The sequence below is a fragment of the Lactobacillus kullabergensis genome, assembly GCF_003151025.1.
GTDB classification, from domain to species: domain Bacteria; phylum Bacillota; class Bacilli; order Lactobacillales; family Lactobacillaceae; genus Lactobacillus; species Lactobacillus kullabergensis.
In genome coordinates this window covers 899,138-917,625 of sequence record NZ_CP029477.1, presented here as the reverse complement: position 1 = coordinate 917,625, position 18,488 = coordinate 899,138, and the positions used below count along the sequence as shown (strand labels likewise).

Annotated in this window: 19 protein-coding genes; 5 read left to right on the top strand and 14 right to left on the bottom strand. The window is 35.2% G+C overall.

The genetic code is table 11. From position 1 onward, the window contains the following. Positions 1–30: 30 nt before the first annotated feature. Positions 31–1,872 (bottom strand): translational GTPase TypA, encoded by a 1,842-nt coding sequence (gene typA, locus DKL58_RS04335; RefSeq protein WP_109586232.1) that lies wholly within the window; start codon positions 1,870–1,872, stop codon positions 31–33. Positions 1,873–2,126: 254 nt separating this feature from the next. Between typA and def the strand changes: the two genes are divergently transcribed. From def to DKL58_RS04310, 5 genes are all read left to right on the top strand, one after another. Beyond that, positions 2,127–2,681 (top strand): peptide deformylase, encoded by a 555-nt coding sequence (gene def / locus DKL58_RS04330; RefSeq protein WP_109586231.1) that lies wholly within the window; start codon positions 2,127–2,129, stop codon positions 2,679–2,681. Between the two features lie 177 nt (positions 2,682–2,858). Continuing rightward, positions 2,859–3,083, top strand: a complete 225-nt coding sequence (locus tag DKL58_RS04325; protein WP_034979341.1) for a DNA-dependent RNA polymerase subunit epsilon — start codon at positions 2,859–2,861, stop codon at positions 3,081–3,083. A 5-nt stretch (positions 3,084–3,088) separates the two neighbouring features. After that, the gene (rnjA, locus tag DKL58_RS04320; RefSeq protein ID WP_045928018.1) at positions 3,089–4,768 is read left to right on the top strand and encodes a ribonuclease J1; all 1,680 of its coding nucleotides are present in this window, start codon (positions 3,089–3,091) and stop codon (positions 4,766–4,768) included. A 46-nt stretch (positions 4,769–4,814) separates the two neighbouring features. Next, complete coding sequence (locus DKL58_RS04315) at positions 4,815–5,765, top strand: diacylglycerol/lipid kinase family protein (protein WP_109586230.1); 951 nt, start codon at positions 4,815–4,817, stop codon at positions 5,763–5,765. A gap of 166 nt (positions 5,766–5,931) precedes the next feature. Further along, the gene (locus DKL58_RS04310; RefSeq protein ID WP_109586229.1) at positions 5,932–7,701 is read left to right on the top strand and encodes an oligopeptide ABC transporter substrate-binding protein; all 1,770 of its coding nucleotides are present in this window, start codon (positions 5,932–5,934) and stop codon (positions 7,699–7,701) included. Positions 7,702–7,823: 122 nt separating this feature from the next. Here the strand turns inward: DKL58_RS04310 and DKL58_RS04305 are convergent, their stop codons facing one another. From DKL58_RS04305 to DKL58_RS04245, 13 genes are all read right to left on the bottom strand, one after another. Beyond that, a complete protein-coding gene (locus DKL58_RS04305) occupies positions 7,824–8,246 on the bottom strand; it encodes a GNAT family N-acetyltransferase (RefSeq protein WP_162542328.1) in 423 nt (140 codons plus the stop codon). Between the two features lie 134 nt (positions 8,247–8,380). Continuing rightward, positions 8,381–9,172: a hypothetical protein gene (locus tag DKL58_RS04300; RefSeq protein WP_109586227.1), complete on the bottom strand. Its 792-nt coding sequence runs from the start codon at positions 9,170–9,172 to the stop codon at positions 8,381–8,383. Between the two features lie 8 nt (positions 9,173–9,180). After that, entirely contained in the window at positions 9,181–9,894 is a 714-nt protein-coding gene (locus tag DKL58_RS04295; protein ID WP_109586226.1) for an ATP-binding cassette domain-containing protein, read from the bottom strand. 92 nt (positions 9,895–9,986) lie between these two features. After that, positions 9,987–10,382 carry a DUF1828 domain-containing protein gene (locus DKL58_RS04290; protein ID WP_109586225.1) on the bottom strand — a complete coding sequence of 132 codons (396 nt, stop codon included), beginning with the start codon at positions 10,380–10,382 and terminating at the stop codon, positions 9,987–9,989. Positions 10,383–10,397: 15 nt separating this feature from the next. Further along, the gene (gene recD2 / locus DKL58_RS04285) at positions 10,398–12,776 is read right to left on the bottom strand and encodes an SF1B family DNA helicase RecD2 (protein WP_109587001.1); all 2,379 of its coding nucleotides are present in this window, start codon (positions 12,774–12,776) and stop codon (positions 10,398–10,400) included. Further along, positions 12,769–13,416 carry a tetratricopeptide repeat protein gene (locus tag DKL58_RS04280; protein ID WP_109586224.1) on the bottom strand — a complete coding sequence of 216 codons (648 nt, stop codon included), beginning with the start codon at positions 13,414–13,416 and terminating at the stop codon, positions 12,769–12,771. Before DKL58_RS04280 ends, recD2 begins: the two co-directional genes overlap by 8 nt. Continuing rightward, the gene (locus tag DKL58_RS04275) at positions 13,413–14,069 is read right to left on the bottom strand and encodes a histidine phosphatase family protein (RefSeq protein ID WP_109586223.1); all 657 of its coding nucleotides are present in this window, start codon (positions 14,067–14,069) and stop codon (positions 13,413–13,415) included. The genes DKL58_RS04280 and DKL58_RS04275 overlap by 4 nt, the downstream gene beginning before the upstream one ends. Positions 14,070–14,187: 118 nt before the next feature. Then, positions 14,188–15,312, bottom strand: coding sequence for a tRNA 2-thiouridine(34) synthase MnmA (mnmA, locus tag DKL58_RS04270; protein WP_109587000.1), 1,125 nt, complete (start codon positions 15,310–15,312; stop codon positions 14,188–14,190). Positions 15,313–15,317: 5 nt separating this feature from the next. Further along, entirely contained in the window at positions 15,318–15,659 is a 342-nt protein-coding gene (locus tag DKL58_RS04265) for a DUF1831 domain-containing protein (RefSeq protein WP_034979365.1), read from the bottom strand. Positions 15,660–15,713: 54 nt separating this feature from the next. Then, positions 15,714–16,865, bottom strand: coding sequence for a cysteine desulfurase family protein (locus tag DKL58_RS04260; protein ID WP_109586222.1), 1,152 nt, complete (start codon positions 16,863–16,865; stop codon positions 15,714–15,716). Positions 16,866–16,868: 3 nt separating this feature from the next. Beyond that, on the bottom strand, positions 16,869–17,564 hold the full coding sequence (locus tag DKL58_RS04255; RefSeq protein WP_109586221.1) for a 5'-methylthioadenosine/adenosylhomocysteine nucleosidase: 696 nt from the start codon (positions 17,562–17,564) through the stop codon (positions 16,869–16,871). 19 nt (positions 17,565–17,583) lie between these two features. Next, complete coding sequence (locus tag DKL58_RS04250; RefSeq protein WP_045928005.1) at positions 17,584–17,922, bottom strand: hypothetical protein; 339 nt, start codon at positions 17,920–17,922, stop codon at positions 17,584–17,586. 1 nt (position 17,923) lies between these two features. Continuing rightward, a complete protein-coding gene (locus tag DKL58_RS04245) occupies positions 17,924–18,487 on the bottom strand; it encodes an NUDIX hydrolase (protein ID WP_045928004.1) in 564 nt (187 codons plus the stop codon). Position 18,488: the final 1 nt, after the last annotated feature.

Genomic DNA, 18,488 nt, shown 5'->3' with positions numbered 1-18,488 from the left:
ATCAGTGAGTGCCCTTCTTAAAAAAATTATTTATTTTTTATTGCGTCTTTTATCTGCTTTTTGTCTCTCAGAAGTATTTAAAATTTTCTTTCTTAATCTGATTGAATCAGGAGTTACTTCACAATATTCATCATCATTTAAGAATTCAATAGCTTCTTCAAGAGTTAAAGTCTTAGGAGTTCTAATTGCAGCAGCGTGATCTTTCCCAGCAGCACGAGTATTGGTTAAATTTTTACCTTTGATAACATTAACAGCAATATCACGATCTCTTGATGACTGGCCTACAATCATTCCCTCATAAACTTCAACACCTGCACCAATAAACAATTCACCTCGTTGTTCAACTGTTTGCAAAGAATACGTGGTTGATTTGCCCTGACTAATGGAAACTAAAGCACCATTTTGACGACCCGGTTCCCAATTCTTAACAACGGGTTTATACGAATCAAAACTATGGTTCATAATGCCGTATCCACCGGTTTGGGACATAAATTCATTGTTATAACCAATAAGCCCACGTGAAGGAACTAAAAAGTCAAGCCGAGTTTGATTGTTACCTGTGGACGCCATGTTTTTCATTTCTCCTTTTCTTTGAGAAAGTGAATCAATGACAGAACCAACATACTCGTCAGGAGTATCCACTTGAACAGCTTCAAATGGTTCACACATTTTACCATCAATTTCACGGTAAATAACCTTTGGTCTCGATAATTGCAATTCAAAACCTTCACGACGCATTTCTTCAACCAAAATTGAAAGGTGAAGCTCACCACGACCTGAAACAGTCCAAGCATTTAACTGATCTGTAGGCTCAACTTTTAAGGATACATCAGTTCGGGTTTGCTTAATTAAACGATCTTCCAACTTCTTTGGCGTTACTTTGTCACCTTCACGACCGGAAAATGGTGAATCATTAGCAACAAAATCCATTTGCAGTGTAGGTGGATCAATCTTAAGAAGAGGTAAAGCCTCTGGATTTTCAGCCGAAGCAATAGTTTCACCAACAAAAATATCGTTAATTCCGCTAATGGCAATAATATCGCCTGCTTTAGCTTCTGTGATTTCATTACGCTTCAACCCAAAGAAACCGAACAGTTTGGTAACCCTAAAGTTCTGAGTAGAACCATCACGTTTCATAACAGTGATATTATCGCCAACTTTAACTCGTCCACGATAAATCCGACCAACACCTATACGACCAACATAGTCATCCCAGTCAAGCATTGTAATTTGAAATTGCAAAGGATCATCAGAATTATCGATTGGTGCAGGAATAGATTTAATAATAGTGTCAAAAATAGGATTCATGGTTTCTTCCTGTTTTGACGGATCAGGATCATAAGAAGAAGTACCATTTAAAGCAGAAGCATAAACAACTGGGAAGTCAAGCTGCTCATCGTTTGCTCCTAATTCAATAAATAATTCAAGAACTTCGTCAAGAACCTCTTTAGGACGTGCGCCAGGACGATCAATTTTATTGATGACTACAATTGGCTTTACTCCTGCTTCTAATGCCTTCTTAAGTACGAAACGAGTTTGTGGCATAGTGCCTTCATAAGCATCAACCAATAATAAAGCACCGTCTACCATATGCATGATTCTCTCAACTTCGCCACCGAAATCGGCATGTCCCGGAGTATCCAAAATATTAATAGTAGTATCACCATATTTAACCGCAGTGTTTTTAGATAAAATAGTTATACCACGTTCACGTTCAATATCATTTGAATCCATTGCACGATCTTCCAAAGCCATGTGTTCAGGGAGAGTGTCGGATTGTTTCAACAATTGGTTAACCAAAGTAGTTTTACCATGGTCAACGTGCGCTATGATAGCTATATTCCTAATATCGTTTCTTCTTTTTTCTGACAAAAGTATTCCTCCTCCACTCCTCAATAAAAAAACTGTGACGTGGTCACAGTTTCGGCGGCACGTCAAAAACATGCTGATCGAAGTGTTTCATATCTGTATATTTACGCTCATTGATTTTACCACCTAACTGTTTAAGGGTCAACGTTTATCCCTCTTTTTCAAATTAAAAATTTAGTATAGAATAAAAAGCAGACAAATTAGTTTATTTTATGTTACAAATATAGCTATAAACTTTTATGAAAGAGTGAATGTAATTGATTTTAATGAAAGATATTACCCGTGACGGTAACCCAGTATTGCGCAAAGTAGCTAAACCACTAACTTTTCCGTTAAACGAACACTATCAAAATTTGGCTAAAGAAATGATGGAATATCTAGTTAATTCGCAAGATCCAAAAATCGCAGAAAAACATCAATTGCGTGCCGGCGTAGGTTTAGCTGCCCCACAAGTTGGTGAAAGCGTTCAAATGGCTTCCTTACTGGTACCAAATGACAAGGGCGATATTGTTTTTAAGGAAACTTTTGTCAATCCTGAAATTTTATCCGAATCCGTTAGACAAGCTTGCTTAAGTGAAGGTGAAGGATGCCTGAGTGTAGACAAGGTAATCGATGGTTATGTGCCTCGTCCTGATAAATTAAAAATTCATTATTATACTGTAGCTGGTGAAGAAAAAACTATTCGCTTAAAAGACTACCCAGCAATTGTTGCATCTCATGAAATCGAACATTTACGGGGACATCTTTTTTATGACCGAATCAATAAGCAAGATCCATTTAAATTGGCTGAAGATACTATAGTCATTTATTAATTTAATTAAAAAGATTTTTGGCCGTCATTTTATTGCTTTGACGGTTTTTTTAATAAAGCCGGCAAAACTTGATTCTATACTTGTTTTTGCATGTATGGTAGAATTTTACTAGCTATTGGATACTTTATGTTATCCAAAATTAGAACGTTTTATTAACTGAATAAGGAGAATACAAATATGATCTACAAAGTTTTGTATCAAAAAGACAAGGTTGTCAATCCTAGACGGGAAACAACCCAAACTCTTTATCTTGAGGCCGACAACATGGTGGCCGCAAGAACAATGGTTGAGGAAAATACCCCCTATAATATTGAACTCATCCAAGAATTGGCTGGCAATTCGTTAACTTACGAAAAAGAGCACGCCGATTTTAAATTAACCACTTTTGAGAGTAAGAAGTAGTCTCTGTGCGTATTAAAAATAATGAAGTTGCTGTAGTTGCAATCGGGGGGTTGCACGAAATTGGCAAAAATATGTACTGTGTACAATATCAAGACGAAATCATTATCATGGATTGTGGTATTAAGTTTCCTGAGGATGACCTTCTTGGTATTAATTATGTGATTTCTGATTATTCTTATTTGATAAAAAATCGCAAAAAAATTAAAGCTCTAGTTGTCAGTCACGGACATGAAGACCACATTGGCGGGATCCCCTTCTTACTTGAAAAGATTCCGGAAATTCCGGTATATGCCACACCTTTCGCGCTTGCTTTAATCAAAGGAAAACTTGAAGAACACGGCATTCTGAGGACTACAGAATTACATGAAGAACACGAAGACACTGTTCTTAAATTCAAGAAGTTGACGGTTACTTTCTTCAGAACAACTCACTCGATTCCTGACACTTTAGGTATAGCCGTACATACCCCACTTGGTGCAGTCGTATTTACAGGAGATTTTAAATTTGATTTAACGCCTGTAATGAACCAACCTGCTCCAGATTTTCAAAAAATGGCTCAATTAGGCAATGAAGGAGTTTTGGCACTACTATCAGATTCGACTAATGCTGAAGTCAGCCAATTTACTAAGTCTGAACGTTTTGTTGCTAAATCCTTACATGACATTATTACTGGGATACATGGAAGAATAATTTTTGCAACTTTCGCATCTAACCTCTATCGTGTTTCAACTGCTATCCAAGCGGCCAAAGATACAGGTCGCAAAGTCGCAATTTTCGGGCGTAGTATGGAAAACGGAGTGCAAAATGGAATTGATCTAGGCTATTTAAATGTACCTGACGGCTTAATTGTTGATGCTAACGAAATAAACCATACTCCTGCAGAAGAAGTTATGATTTTATGTACCGGATCTCAAGGTGAACCTTTAGCTGCTCTTTCAAGAATAGCTAATGGCACGCACCGACAAATTAGTTTACAGCCTGGTGATACGGTTATATTTTCATCAAACCCAATTCCTGGAAATACTTTGAGCGTTAACCATTTAATTAATAAATTAATGGAAGGCGGAGCTAGTGTTGTTCACGGCCGAATTAATAATGTTCATACTTCAGGTCATGGTGGTCAAGAAGAACTAAAAATGATGGTTCGCTTAACTAAACCCAAATATATGATTCCTGTTCACGGCGAATACCGCATGCAAGTCATCCACACTGAACTGGCTCAAGCAGCTGGGGTCCCTGCTGATAATACTTTCGTTTTAGAAAATGGTGAAGTTGTCTGTTTTGGACCAGAGGGTTCAAGAATAGCTGGTCATATCCCAGCAGGTGACGTATACGTTGATACTTCAGGCACAGCTGATGTTGGTAATGTAGTTGTTCATGATCGGCAAGTTTTATCTGAAGATGGACTTGTTGTCGTTGTCGCTACAGTCGATTACAAGCACAAGCGCGTCTTAGCAGGGCCTGATGTCTTAAGCCGGGGATTTGTCTATATGCGCGAATCTACTGAACTAATCAATCAGGCTCAGAAACATATTTACCATATTATTAAATCAGAAATGGACAAAATGGATCATCCTAAAGACAGCGTAATTCGTAATGCAATTATTGCTAATCTTTCTGATTTCCTGTATTCTAAAACTAAAAGACGGCCGATGATTTTACCAATGTTAGTTGAGAAAAAATAAGCAAAAGCCCATTCTACAGGGCTTTTTTATATAATGAATAGTATATATGAATAACAAATTAAAAATACATCTTTTGGTTAATGAAGTAGCTGGCAATGGTCACGCTAAAAAAGTTCTTGAGCAAACAAAATCTATACTAATTAATGAAAATATAAATTTTGACCTTAAAAAAAGCAATTATGCTGGAGAAGCAATTCGTATAGCGCAGGATTATGGTAATCAAAGACATTTGCCAAATGAAGTTCTTTTAGTTATTGGCGGTGACGGATCGCTCAATGAGGTTCTTAACGGAATTAAGTGGTCAAGCAATCCGAATACACCTATTGCTTACTTACCGGCTGGAACTGGCAATGATTTCGCCCGTGCAGCTAGTTTAACTGATGATCCCCAAATTCTTTTAGAGCATTTCAAAAAAGGCTTTAAACCAGATTTAATTGATTGTGGTTCTTTTATTTTTCCAGATATCACTATTGATAAAAAATATTATTTTGCAAACAGCTTTGGTATCGGTTTTGATGCATTTGTAAACCACAATAGTAATATATCTAAACTTAAAAAACTATTAAACCGACTTAACGAAGGAAAACTAATTTACGGTTATAATGTTCTAGCCACTGTTACGAAACAGGACACATTTGGTGTTGAAATTGAACGAGAAGGTCACAAAATTTATTTTGATGACGCTTTTATGGTTACCACTACTAATCATCCGTACCTGGGTGGCGGCCTTCCTCTTTTACCCAGTGCTAAAATTGACAATCATAAAATTGATACCGTTGTAGTAGAAAAATTTAGCCTGGCAAAACTGGTAAAATTATTTATTAATCTTCTTAAAGACGGCTCACACGTTAATGATCCACAGTTTCACTATTTTGAAGCCGAAAAGATTAAAGTCACTACTACAAAAAAAGAATTCGCTCAAGTTGATGGCGAAGAAATAAAAAGAAATTCTTTTAATATTGAGTTTTCTGTTTCAAGTTTTAACTTATTGCGTTAAAAAAATATAAATTAAAGGAGCTATGCCTTAACTGCTTAGCTCCTTTTTCATCGAAATTATATTAAAAAATTAATTTTTATTTATTATATTTAAAATGTATCTTTAATGTGGTATCATTTGATGTGTTAAATCATCATAAGCTAGTACTCATAAGGGATGAAGAATCATGAAAAAAAGCAATGTTTTAAGCTCTATTGGTATTTTGGCGGCTACAGCTCTAGCCCTCACGGCCTGCGGTAAAAGCGGCAATAATCAAGAAAATAGCGCAAAAGAAGCAAGCAAATTTCCTGCAAAAATGCCTTCAAAACCAACGAAACAAGGCGGTACTGTGAGAGTAGCATTACAGACTGATACACCATTCACAGGTATCTTTTCTGATCAATTACAAGTAACTGCTACAGATGCTGACCTCTCCTCTCCTGGTTCGGAATCCTTATTCGATACAGATGATAATTACCGTTTCACTAATAAAGGGCCTGCAACCCTAAAGATTAATAATAAAAATAAGACAATTACAATTGTAGTTAAAAAAGGAGTTAGATGGTCAGATGGTCGACAGGTCACGGCCAAGGATGTGGAATACCCGTATGAAATATTATCCAATAAAGGTACTGATTCACAAAGGTATTCCAGCCAGTTTGAACTTATTAAAGGCTTAAAAGAATACCATGAAGGAAAAGCTAAGTCTATTTCAGGCATTGAAATGCCTGATGGTGAAAATGGCAGAAAAGTCATTTTGCACTTTAAACAATTAAAACCAGGTATGTACAATAGTGGAAATGGATATTTTTCAGAATATACAGCTCCTTATCATTACTTAAAAGATGTCCCTTTTAACAAATTACAGTCATCTAATAAGATTAGGAAAAAGCCTTTGTATTTCGGTGCCTATAAGTTAGAAAAATTAGTTCGTGGACAATCAGCTGTTTGGGTGCCAAACAAATATTATTGGCGTGGTAAACCCAAACTGGATAAAATTATTTATCAGGTGATTTCTCCTAACTCATCATCGCAATCAATAAAGAGTCATAAATTCGATGTCATTAATGTTGTAAATTCCCAATGGGATGAAGTAAAGCATACTAAAAAAGTTAAGTTCATAGCAGAAGTCCCTCTTTCATATTGGTTCATTGGCTTTAAATTAGGTAAATGGGATGCCAAACACAATAAGAGCATTATGAATCACAATAGCAAAATGAACAATACGTCTTTACGCAGAGCAATTGGTTATGCGATGAATGTTGATGAGGTCACTAAACATTATACTCATGGACTAACTTTTCATATAACCACCCTAATTCCACCCCAATTTGGAGACTATTTCAATAAAAATATTAAGGGTTATGATTATAATTTAAAAAAGGCCAACGCTATTCTTGATAAAGCCGGATATAAGAAAAAAGGTAAATGGCGTGTACAACCTAATGGCAAACCTTTAAAGATTACATTTATGGCCAAAGCTGGTGATCCAACGCAAGGTCCAATTATACAAAATTATATCCAGCAATGGCATAAAATAGGACTAAATGTTAATTTATTGAATGGTCGATTGACGGAAACAAATTCATTTTACGACAAACTTAACAAAGATGACCCTCAGGTTGATATGTTTGAAACCGGTTGGTATATGTCTACTGAACCATCACAGGATGGAATGTATGGTGACAGCACCGCAGCAAACTATGATCGTTTCGTGACACCAGAAAATACTAAACTGCTTAAGGAAATGGATTCACAAAAAGCTTTTGATCATAAATACCGTGTTAAAGTCTTTCATGACTGGCAACAGTATATTTTTGATAAAGCTTATATGATTCCAACAGTTAACTCATACAAAATTAGAGCAATCAACGACCACATTTCAGGTTATTCCCTTAAACCATCTGAAAATAATAATGGGCATGTCCTATGGTATAAAGTCGGATACATTAAATAAATTTAAAAAGGATAATCAATAACTCAAGTTATTGATTATCCTTTTAATTTTTAAAATATTAACAAGCTAAGGTATACAGAAAAATAAACGTATAATTTTGGTCAAAATAACTATTTGTTTAATTATCTGGAAACAATTTTAAACTTATAGCAATTGAAACTCATTCGCTCCAGTAATTTACTTAAATTGCTTTTTTTAAAGCTTCCATCAGAACTTAGTATCGAGTAATGTCCACCCTCATCGACCAAATTACTTTTAGTTAGTCTAAAGCCATTGCGCTTGTAAAATGATAACCGGTTAAGTCTTTGAGAATAATTCTTTGCTGTTTTAATAACTGGCTCAATATCTAAAACTATTTCTTTTTCAGAATAACGTTGTTTCATCGAATTTAGAATTTGACTGCCGTAGCCCTTTCCACGCCAAACTGGGTCAACAGCCAAATAACCAATATAAATAATCTTTTCGGCATATGTCCAAAAAATTAGCCCAATAAAATTATCATGGTCATAGACTGCTTGCAAATTAACTCTTTTTTGCAAAGCCATCGCCAGCAACCCGACAAATGGAAATCGTTCATTTTTGGGAAATGCGCCTAAATATAATTTTCTTACTTTAAAATAATTTTTTGTCCCCCATTTAACATTTTTGAACGTTAAAATAAATATCACCTTTCTTAAAATTAAAAAGCATCAAATGAGCCATCTTTGCGCTCTTTCTTAATACAATAATTGAATACTAAAATACCAACTAAGAACCAAACAACATTTACCACTATAAATATTATCAGTTTTGGCAATGAAACTCCATGACCCAGAAATATTTGCCGAACTATTTCGATGCCACCAACATAGGGAATGACCTCCTGAAAGACATTATATACTGGTAAATAAACATTTGACAACATCAATAATAAAGCCTGCGTTATAGTTGCCCACTGACCCATTCTCTTAAATCTAATAGAACCAGAGGCAAAAATCATCCCGATGCCAAACATTCCAAAATTGGAAATTAAAGAAAATACAAATGTTAATAATAAAGCTTCTAATAATTCAGCTACCGTGAAAATTGAAAAAAACGAAGCAATAAAGCCTATGATTAAAAGATAAATCCATACAAACAAATTATTTGCCAAAGTTTCAATAAAATATAGGGTCCATAAAGGAAAAACAGACTGAGTTTCACTTTCAAGCAAACCAGTTTGCTCATCAGTTTCTACTCCGTTACTACATTGACCCATTGAGGCAATACCAATACTCCAAAACAAAAAACCAACAATGGTAAATAAAACCCCTTGTTTTGTGCCATAAGCCTGACCGAGTTGAGCAGGATCAGTGAAAAAGACAACAATCAAGAAAGCTCCGGCATATAAAACCAGCGAACTAATAGTAGAATTAACATAACGAAATTGCAGTTTTAGCTGTAAATATAATTGTACCCAAAAAATATCAAATAGCTTTTTAATTTTTTTCATTTTTAATCCTACTTTCGCTGATAAATTTCACGGTATTCAGAAATCAGACCATTTTCAGTCATTTTATGTCCAATATTTTCCTCTATTTGGCCATCTCTTAAAAACAGATAATGATCAACAACACCAGAAAGCATTTGTGTGTCATGCGATGAAATAAAAATAGTATTACCGTATTTATTTTTCAAATCCAGAATAAAGGACGCTAAATCTTCTTGAGCAGCTATGTCAAGTCCGTTTGATGGCTCGTCCAAAAGTAAAACTTCTGTTTCCATTGCAGCTCCCACAAGGATAGCAGCCTTTTTCTTCAAACCAGTAGATAAATTTTGAAAATAAGTGTTAAGTTCATTTGAAAAATTGAAATCCTGCGCCATTTTTCGAATATTGTTTTCTGTTTTTTTAATACTAATTCCTTTAAGTGAAGAAAAATACATCCCATTTTCAAGAGTATTTAGCCTGTACATAAGACCTCTTTCACCTGAAGCAACGAAAATAGTATGCAAGCTGGCCCACTTAACATATGGTTCATTAGCCTGGTCATTTTTGATCAATCCTTCGGTTGGTTCCAATACCCCCGCAAGCAGCCTTAACATGGTTGACTTGCCTACACCGTTAGGTCCGACCAAACCAATTACTGTTGGTTTTAAAGGAATTTTAAAATTTAGGTTATAAAATACAGGCTTCTTACCGTAGTTTTTCTTTACCTTATCAAAAATAATTGCCATAGGCTTTTCTTCCTTTTGCTTAAAATGATACCAATAATTTAATCATTATTTTTTAAAATTGGCAATAAAAAATAGTATTTAGTGATAGCTTTTTAATTAAGATATGAAACGTTTACTTCTAATTGTCCTAATTGCATAATGTTTTCAGCCAAAGTTTGTTCATTACATTCACAGCTGATCACTCCATTTTCAACATTAAAAGAAAAGCCACTGGCTGTGATTAAATCTTCGCTGGCAGCTATCAAATCTTCGTCACTTGCGCTGGGATCTAACTTAAAAAGTGTACGACCATCATCTGTAACTTTATATTTATCAAACTCAATTTTCTCGACAAAGCAATACACTGATTCGCCAAATGAATCTTTAAAAATAGTTTCAATTTCAAATGTGTCTGGATCAAAATTTAAAATATGAGTGTTAGTGGCAACCCACTCTGCAAGTTCTTTCTGCAAGTTTATACTAACTTGTTCATTTTTTATCTTTGCCATTGTTTTAAAAGTCCCTTATTTTGTTTTGGCATCTAATTTAATGTCCTGCATCCCAATCATAGGATCAATTCGACCCGAATAAATCAATTCCGGTGTTAATATATGATCCTGAGTTAGATCTTCAAGCACATCAGAATTTGCTTCTTCTTGTTCATTTTTATTTTTACCTGAATCTTTTTCTTGAACAGTTTTATCTTGCACATTTAATATTTTTTGCAGTTTAACAGTTAATCCTGTCTGACGGTCATTACCAGAAGTATTAAAAGCCATTTCATAAGCGCGAGGATCACCAATTAAAACCAAATTTTTCTCTGCACGAGTAACAGCAGTGTACAACAAGTTACGTTTAAGCATGACATAGTTTTGCATAGTCAAACTCAAAATAACTAACGGGAATTCAGAGCCTTGAGCTTTGTGAATGGTAATTGCGTATGCTCTGGTTAAATCAAACAGATCTTTTTTACTAAAGGTTATTTCTCTGTCATCAAAATCAGCCACCATGCATTTTTGAGAATTATCATTATCAATTGCGAGGATTTTACCGATTTGGCCATTATAAATGTCTTTTTCCGGATTATTTTGTAATTGCAAAATGCGGTCACCAATGCGAAAAATTTCATCGTGTACTTCCAGTGTTTTACTGTTTTTCTTTGAAGGATTAATAATTTCTTGAATAACATTATTCAAATTGTTAACCCCGCCATCACCTTGGTACATTGCTCCTAGTACCTGAACGTCATCAGGATCAAAACCCTTTGCTAAAGCACGTTGGACGATTTGACTAACAACATGCGAAACTTCATGCGGTGGACATGAAATAAATGAGTAGTTTTTGGTCTTTTTAAATAATTCCTGGGGGTTCTTTCCTTCATTAATGTCATGAGCCAACGTAATAATGCTGGAATCATCTCCTTGACGGTGAATTTGCTTAAGAACGGTTGTAGGAAAGGCCTGTGATTTGATTAAATCAGCAAAAACGTTTCCTGCACCAACTGATGGCAGTTGATCCTTATCACCAACAAAAACAATGTGCTTAGTTTCGTTAATGCTGGAAACCAGTTGCCTAAACAAAAACATATCTACCATCGACATTTCATCAATAATTAAAATTTCACCATTTAATTCATTCAGATCAGTTGCATCATTTTCACCAATCCCTAAACCTAGTAAACGATGGATAGTTTTAGCTGTAATCCCAGTAATTTCTTTCATTCTCTTGGCTGCACGACCAGTGGGTGCAGCAAGTAAAAATGGCGGGTCTGTACTATAAAGAGACGATGATGGTATTTCTGCCAGCTCTTTCAATGCTAATAAAATACCGTTTATGATAGTAGTTTTACCAGTTCCGGGACCACCAGTTAAAATTGAAATTGGATTAGTTAGTGCGTTTTTAATCGCTGCCTTTTGAGTATTATCATAGTGAATTTTCAGCTTAGTTTCAGCGTTAGCTATTGCTAGGTTTAAATCTTTTTCACCGTAACTTGAACTCTTTTGCTTTTTTTCAACTAGATTTTTCATTGCGTTGGCAATATCAGTTTCAGTTTCATAAATTTCCTGTAATGCAGCGTTTTCTCCCATTACTACAACTTTACCTTGATGTTGGAGATTATTAACACAAGTTGCTATGGTGTCATACTCATTAATTTGAAGTAGTTTACCCGCTTCTTGCAAGAGCTGCTCAAGTTTAACGTATGTATTGCCTTCTTTAGCAACTTCATCAAGTAAAATTTGAAAAACAGCACCATTGACTCTTTTGGGATCATTTGAACTAATTCCTAATTTACTGCCAATTCGATCGGCACTCTTAAATGCATAACCCGTAACTTCAGCAATAGAGGCATAAGGATCTTCTTCAAGTTTAGCTAAGGTTTCGCCATGATAAAGTTGGTATAGTCTGCTCGCTACCTTCTTATTCAAACCAAATTGAGCCAGTTTTAATACAGTTTCAGAGTATGAATCCATTGTACTGACACCATTTAACAAACTCTCTTTTTGCTTTTTCGAAATTGACAAAGTTCGAACCTTTTCAGGTTTCTCCTTTAAAACTGTCAGTGCATCCATTCCCAAGTCTGAAATTATTGTATCAGCTGCTTTTTTACCAATCCCAGGAAATTTACTGGAACTTAAATAATTAATCAAACTACCTTTTTCATGAGGCAAGGCCAATTTATAATTATCACAACGAAATTGCAGACCAAATTTATTATGTACAATCAATCTTCCGGAAAAAGTATAAGTTGCACCAACTTGAACGTCTCCAAAACTGCCGGTTACTTTAATTTCTTCTCGATCATATTTTTCTAATTTTCCGATTATGGCAACATCAAGTATCTTATACAAGTCTTGATCGTTTTCAAAAACTATTCGATTAATTTTTCCAGTAAATTCAGTCATTGTTTTTTCTCGCATCATTCACTAATTTTAGTAACAAAGAATATTTTTTTTGCTCTTGTTCAAAAACTTTAGGATCTTGCTTTTTTGACTTTGTTAAGTATTTTTCAGCCTCTTGTCGATTTCTAGCTAAAACTGTGATTCCCAGCATGAAATTGATTTTGGCCGATCTTTTTTCGGTATCTATTTTTTTATAAGCTGACTCTGCTTCCTGAGTTTTACCGAGGCTTAGCCAAATATCCCCTATTAATTCCAACACTTTTGCATCAACATTCTTAATTGTTAGAGCGTATGCCAGTGCTTTTTGGATTTGACCAACTTTGAAAAAAACGAGTGCTTTTTGATATAAAACTAAATCATCATTAGGAATTTGATTAAGGATTTTTAGTGCCAGATCAAATTTACCTTGTAGATAGTAACAAACGGCCAAATCATAATCCAAATCTTGAGGATGAGTAACTAACTTTTTGGCTTTTTCTAAAAGTTCAGTTGCTTGGTCATTACTGCCCTGTTCTATTAAATAAGTTGCCAAATTTAAATAGTTTTCACTATTTTGCGGTTGTTTATCAATTTTCGTTATTAGTTTGTGTACCTTTTTGGAAACCCCATTTGAATTATCAGCTATTTTTCTTTTTTGTCTCATAATGAATCCGAATCTACCATTTTCCTGTCCAAAAATTTCGTCTCATTCCATACCAGAGCTTTAAAGGTTTTGCCCCTATCTTTTGTTTCCAAAATAGTAAGGCTAGTATTGCTTAAACCACCATTCTGGCGGATATCCGGTAGCGAATAACCCAATAATCCACCCATAATCGCTCCTAGAGCTGCTCCATGGCTCACTGCCAGTATTTTATCATCTTGTTTAAATTGTAGTCCAACGTCTCTGCCAAAGCTTTTACCACGTGCAATTACCTCAGGATAATTTTCTCCTCCAATGCTGTGACCATCATATTTCTCAGGTTCGTCCCAAATATCAGTGACTTGCTTCGGATACTTGGCTTTAGCCTCAGTAAACGTAAGTCCTTCCATTTCCCCCAAATCAAATTCTCGCAAACGATCATCTATCTTGACAGAAAAGGGATTACCTAGATTCTTAGTAAGTTTTTCTGCAGTAGTTCTGGCTCTTTTCAGAGGGCTTGAATAGATTGCTGCGAATTTTGTTTCACCTAAAAAATCGCTTAATTTTTGAATATCAATTAAACTTTGAGGTAAAAGTGGTGAATCACCATGAGCCCCTTGAAAACGTTTCTGTAAGTTCCACTCTGTTTTACCATGTCTGACGAAATAAATCTGCATTCATTAATTACTCTTTTCTGTAACTGTTATTTTCTAGTTTATCATTTAATAGTTTAAAAGAAAAAACGAACACAAATAAAAAGGAAAATGTATATAAACATTTTCCTTTCAAGTGGCATTAAACTAATTGAAGCTGAAGATCATTTTGATAGGCACAATCAATATTGCCACCACCAAGACATTCCTCACCCTGATAAAGAACAAGAGCTTGTCCGGGTGTAACTGCCCGGGCTGGCTCATCAAAGTATACTTTCGCCTTGTTTTTCGCCGCATCATAGGATACTGTTACCCCAACATCAGGTTGGCGATAACGAAACTTGGCACTACAATGAATTTTGAAATCGTGATCAGGCTGTCCGGTAAAGAATGACATATCGCTAGCTTCCAATTCAGTTGCGTAAAGCAATTTGCTGTCATATCCTTGCTCGACGATCAGTTGATTTTTTTGTAAATCCTTACCGACCACAAACCACGGAGCAGTTGATTCTTTTGTTGAGCCCAGTCCTAATCCTGATCTTTGACCAATTGTATAATACATTAGACCCGCATGATGGCCAACTACTTTTCCAACTGGTGTGATCATCTCTCCAGATTGAGCAGGCAAAAATTCACTCAAAAATTTGCGAAAATTTCTCTCGCCAATAAAACAAATACCAGTTGAATCCTTCTTTTTTGCTGTAGCTAAACCATTTTTGATTGCAATTTCGCGCACCTGTGGTTTAGTTAAATTAGCTAACGGAAAAATAACGCGACTAATCTGATTTTGGTTTAACTGACTTAAAAAGTATGTTTGGTCCTTGTTGCCATCTTTTGGGCGCATCATATGAGTAATACCATTTTTATCAGTTATGGTTTTTGCATAATGACCCATTGCAATGTAATCTGCATCAAGATTAAGTGCAAATTCTAAAAATGATTTAAACTTAATCTGACTATTGCACATAACATCCGGATTCGGCGTACGACCTTTTTTATATTCATTTAAGAAATACTCAAAAACTCGGTGCCAATATTCTTTTTCAAAATTGATTGAATAATAAGGAATCCCGATTTGATCGGCAACTCTTTTTACATCTTCGTAATCATCAGTAGCAGTGCAAACCCCGGAATCATCAGTGTCATCCCAATTTTTCATAAAGACACCAATTACATCGTATCCCTGCTCTTTTAAAAGAAGTGCCGAAACGGAAGAATCGACTCCCCCACTCATACCGACAACAACTCTGGTTTTTTTCTTTACCAAATTAATCAATCCTTCACAGCAACAATAATATTGCGCTCCTCTAAATCTTTCAATATATAATCCAAAAGTTCAACAGTGGGAGCCAATTTTTCATTTTTAAAAATGTTGACCTTTTGTAAACCATTTTTGTCTGTGACAACCATGGTCAGATGAGTCATTTCTTTATTTATGGTCATCTTCAGTTTAGTTGGAGCATTATACGGCGAATCATTATAAAGTGGATGCTCATAATTAAAATTACCCTTAACTGTTTTAACAAAACCTGCATCAATCAGAGCGTATAGTTTTAGTTCTGGACTAAGGGTAAACTTGCGTTTATCCCCATTAATAATAACTGTATTTGCCATAATTCTACCTCACTTACTAATAATAAGCATATTTAACTAAAAAAGCAATTAAATTTATTTATTCTGGATTTTGCTCACAATTTTAGCTAGTTCCTTTGCGAAGACTCTAACTTCTTCTTCAGTGGTGTAACGGCCAAATGAAATGCGTATTGACTCATTGATTCTCGGAGAGTTTTTACCAAAACAAGCCACTAAAACATGGGATGGTTCAATTGAACCTGCAGTACAAGCAGAACCCCCAGAAACTGCAAAACCTGCCAAATCTAAATTTGTCTGCAAAACAGTCGTTGAAACACCATTAAAATGCAAGTTCAACACGTGATGAGAATCAAACTTTGCAGTTCCGCCGTTAACTTGATATTTCACTTTAGTTAGGTTAAGTTCATCCAAAATAATATTTTGCAAGTTCTGATATTTAGTTTGCAAATTTTCTTTATCTATTGCTGCAATTTCACTGATAGCTTCACCAAAACCAGCAATTCCTGGTACATTTTCTGTTCCCGCTCTGCGCTTAGTTTCTTGTTCTCCACCATAAATAAGAGGGGGCAAATTGAGCGAGTTTTTTTCATATAAAAAGCCAAGGAATTTCGGACCATTTATTTTATGAGCAGAAGTTGATAACAAGTCGATATTCATCTTAACAACATCAAGATCTATATTGCCCAGTCCTTGTACAGCATCAACATGAAAATATGCATTGCTTTTCTTTACTATATTGCCAATTTCAATAAGTGGATTAATTGTACCCATTTCATTATTGACAGCCATAATTGAAACCAAGGTAGTTTGTGGAGTTAGTGCATCTTTTAAATCGGCAAGTGAAATACAACCATTATCATCGACATCAAGATATATGACTTCATAACCCTCATTTTCTAATCGTTGCATTGGCTTTAAAACGGACGGATGTTCAATCTTAGTTGTGATTATGCGTTTACCAATATTTTGGCGACTATGAGCAGTCCCGAAAATAGCAGTATTATTGCTTTCTGAACCACCGGATGTAAAAATTATTTCATTTTCCTTTGCGTTAATAATTCTGGCAGCTTCACCTCTTGCCAGATCAATGGCATGACGAGCTTTACGGCCCAGGTCATAAGTACTTGAGGCATTACCATAATTGTTTTTCATCTCACCAGTTATTACGTCGATTACTTGGGGCGACATTGGTGTTGTAGCGGCATTATCCAGATAAATTTCTGTCATCTGTTAATTCATCTTTTCTATATAAGTACAAATAATTTTAGCAGCTTTAGCTCCCACTTTTTGAGCAAAATGATCAAAATCCTCGTTTGCGTCTTGATTACCGTTGTCAGAAATAGCTCGTACGGCTACCAAAGGCTTTTTAAAATGATAAGCAACCTGAGCAAAAGCGGCTCCTTCCATTTCAACACCTAATGCGTGAGCAAAATTCTGCTTAATCTCATCTTTTTGCTTCTCAGAGCCAATGAAGGAATCACCTGTAACAATTAATCCTTCTTTAAATTTAATGTTGTTTTCTTGCAAAAACTGTGCAAATTCTTTTCTCTCAGAGGAATTTAACTCAAATTGGGCTGGTTCCCCAGGTATTTGTCCTTCAACATAATCGCCAGCCAAAGTATTATGAGCATCGTGATATGCAAATGAATCAGCTAAAATCAAATCTTCTTTATGAACTTGCTTTTGTAATGATCCTGCCGTACCAGTCATGAAAATCAAATCAATATCAACATTACTTAGTAAACTGGCTAAATTCATGGCAGCCTGCACTTTGCCAATCCCACTCAAACCTATGTACAAATCATTGTGGTTAACGCAAAAATGCTCGAATATAGTAGATCCGAACATTTCTTTGTGACCAGAGTGAAAATACTTATGATAATATTCAGCCTCAATTTCCATTGGGACAATAATCGCTATCTTCATTTTTACCCTCGTTTTATTTTTATAAGTGAAATAACGCTAATAAAACCAAAATAATTAAAACAGCAACAATCAAAATTGCACGATTAAGTTTACCTTTCAGCTTTAATGCTTTTTCTTGACTCGTAGTTAACTGAGACTGAGATTTGTTCTCTTCTCTTCTTGGAGCCTGCTCTTGATCTTTTACCCTGTCATTTGCAAAATCATTTGATTCTACAACTTCATTTTCATCACGGGTAAAATCAGGATTAACATCAACTTCATCATCACTATCATCAAAAGCAGATTTAATTGTATTTAAAAAGTTTTTGCTTTTTTTATGTTTTAATTTTTTACGGTAATCAGATCGTTTTTCAGTCATTTTATTCCTTTGCGTCAGCACCGGTGAGCAGCATGTTTTCCCAAACACTCATTGCATATAATGTCTTGGCATCAACGATTTTACCCTGTGCCGAAAGTCTTTTCAACTCTTCCAAACTAAACCAATGACTAGTTAAAAACTCATCAGGATCAAGATCCTTTTTATCAGTCAATTTAGTTAATGTGTCGCAATAAAATAAGTAGAGCTTCTCATTAGTAAAACCGGGAGATGAATAAAACTCAGTTATTTTTTCCCAGTAATCAGCACGATAACCGCCCTCTTCATTTAACTCTCTTTTCATTGCATCAAGTGGACTAGCATCAGTTTCGTCTATTAAACCTGCTGGAATTTCTAAAGTCAACTCTTTGATAGGCTCACGCCATTGTTCAACTAACAGCATTTCCTGCTTATCATTCACAGCTATAGCAGCTGATGCAGGTTGATGTTTTACTACTTCCCTTGTAGCAGTATCACCATTAGGCAATTTGATCGTTCTCACTGAAAGATCAACTATACGACCTGTAAAAATTTGTTTTGAAGAGATTTCAGTTTCTGTTAAATCCATT